We start from the raw sequence: 2,127 nt of genomic DNA on the forward strand, positions 1-2,127 counted from the left end.
TGGGACGTCGGTACGAACGGCAAGGCGACCCGTCGACGACCTGGCCACGGGCCCGATCCGCGTCCAGCCGGTCGCGGGCGACTGAGCCGGCCGGGCGGCGCTCTCGTGCGGTGGTCCGCACGAGAGCGCCGTACCGGGGTCAGGCGACGGTGGCCTCGACGGTCACCGGGATGTTGCCGCGGGTGGCGTTGGAGTAGGGGCAGACCTGGTGGGCGGCCTCGACGAGCTCGTCCGCCGTCGCCTGGTCCACACCCGAGAGCTCGGCGTACAGGGCCACGGTGAGGGCGAAGCCGCCCGCGTCGTTCGGGCCGATCCCGACCTCGGCGGACACCGACGAGTCGCTGATCGTGATCTTCTTCTGGCGCGCCACGGCCTTGAGCGCCGAGTGGAAGCAGGCCGAGTAGCCCGCCGCGAACAGCTCCTCGGGGTTGGTGGCGCCACCGGCTCCGCCCATGGCCTTCGGGGTGGCCAGGTCGAGGTCGATGAAACCGTCCGACGACCGGACGTGGCCGTTGCGGGCGTCGCCGGTGGACATGGCGGCGGCGGTGTAGAGGGTGGACACGATACCTCCAGGTAGAACGTTCGGTCTCTCTAGGGCGACCCTGCCACGGTGCCGCGCGGAGTGCAAGACCGATCGTTCTGTCTGTTAATCTCGCGCCATGTCCGCCACGGTCACCGACAAGCCCTCCGCGGCCCGGGAACGGCTGCTGCGCACGGCGTCCGCGTTGTTCTACGCCGAGGGGATCCGTGCCGTCGGCGTCGATCGGGTGATCGGCGAGGCGGCGGTCACCCGAGCCACCTTCTACCGGCACTTCCCGAGCAAGGACGACCTGGTGGTCGCCTATCTCGCCGGGGTGGACGGGGCCGTCCGGGCCGTCGCGGGGGCGGCGCCCGAGGGGGCGGCCCGGCTGCGCGCCGTCGTCGGGGAGATGGGGGAGTCGCTCTGCACGGCGGGGTTCCGCGGCTGTGCGTTCATCAACGCGGCGGCGGAGTTCCCCGATCCCGCGAGCCCGGTGCACCGGGCGATCGCCGCGCACCGCCGCCGGCTGACGGGCGTGTTCGTGCACGAGCTCGGCGTGGTGGGGCATCCCGATCCGGAGGCCGCCGCCGCCCAGCTGATGATGCTGCGGGACGGCGCGATGGTCGCGGGCTACCTCGCGGATCCCGCGCGGGCCCGGGCGACCCTGCTCCGCGGGCTGGAGGACCTCCTCGCGGTGTGAGCCGCCTACGGTGATCGTATGGACCCCGTCGTGCACCGCCGCATGGTCGAGCCCGGGATCGGGCTGCTGGAGCTGGACCGACCGGAGCGGCTGAACGCGATCTCGCCGCAGCTGCTCGGCGAGCTGCACGCCGCGCTCGCCGAGCTGGCCGAGGACCGCGAGTGCCGGGTCGTCGTGCTCACCGGCCGCGGGCGCGGCTTCTGCGCCGGGCTGGACCTGCAGGAGTCGCACGGCGGGGACACCGTGCCGGACCGGATGCGGCTGCAGAAGCGGATCGCCTCGCTGGTCCCGGCCCTGCGGGCGCTGCCGCAGCCCGTCGTCGCGGCGGTCAACGGGCCTGCGGCGGGGGGCGGTCTGGCGCTCGCCCTGGCGTCGGACGTCCGGATCGCGGGGGAGTCCGCCCGCTTCGGGAACGCGTTCGTCCGCATCGGACTGTCCGGAGGGGACGTCGGGGTGAGCTGGCTGCTGCCCCGCCTGATCGGGGCCTCGAGGGCGTTCGAGCTGCTGCTCACCGGCCGGGTGGTCGACGCGCGGGAGGCGGACCGGATCGGGCTCGTCTCCCGGGTGGTCCCCGACGCGGACCTGCGGGAGAGTGCGCTCGCGGTGGCGCGCGAGATCGTGGCGAACAGTCCCTTCGGGGTGCGCATGACCAAGGACGTGATGTGGGCGCAGCTCGAGGCGGGGTCCCTCGCCGCCGGCATCGCGCTGGAGAACTCCACCCAGATCGCCGCCTCCGAGACGGCCGACCAGACCGAGGCCGCACGCGCCTTCCTGGAGCGCCGCCCGCCCGAGTTCACCGACTCCTGACGCCGCCGATCCACACCGCGCGGACCTGCTCGGCCGAGGGCCCACGCAGGGCCGCGGAACCGGTACCCAGCCAGAACCCGAGCGTGACCGCCGCCAAGGC

At 73.9% G+C, this 2,127-nt stretch carries 3 protein-coding genes; 2 read left to right on the top strand and 1 reads right to left on the bottom strand.

Features of this window, described 5'->3' with window-relative positions:
* Positions 1–139: 139 nt before the first annotated feature.
* On the bottom strand, positions 140–565 hold the full coding sequence (locus tag H5J29_RS30195; protein WP_312858475.1) for an organic hydroperoxide resistance protein: 426 nt from the start codon (positions 563–565) through the stop codon (positions 140–142).
* 94 nt (positions 566–659) lie between these two features.
* Here H5J29_RS30195 and H5J29_RS30200 point away from each other — a divergent pair, with 94 nt between their 5' ends.
* Together H5J29_RS30200 and H5J29_RS30205 are read left to right on the top strand one after the other, a co-directional pair.
* On the top strand, positions 660–1,220 hold the full coding sequence (locus H5J29_RS30200; protein ID WP_181784359.1) for a TetR/AcrR family transcriptional regulator: 561 nt from the start codon (positions 660–662) through the stop codon (positions 1,218–1,220).
* Positions 1,221–1,238: 18 nt separating this feature from the next.
* Positions 1,239–2,027: an enoyl-CoA hydratase/isomerase family protein gene (locus H5J29_RS30205; RefSeq protein ID WP_181784360.1), complete on the top strand. Its 789-nt coding sequence runs from the start codon at positions 1,239–1,241 to the stop codon at positions 2,025–2,027.
* The last annotated feature ends 100 nt before the right edge of the window (positions 2,028–2,127 follow it).

Origin of the sequence: Pseudonocardia pini, from assembly GCF_013870575.1 — a bacterium.
In the GTDB taxonomy this organism is placed as follows: Bacteria; Actinomycetota; Actinomycetes; order Mycobacteriales; family Pseudonocardiaceae; genus Pseudonocardia; species Pseudonocardia pini.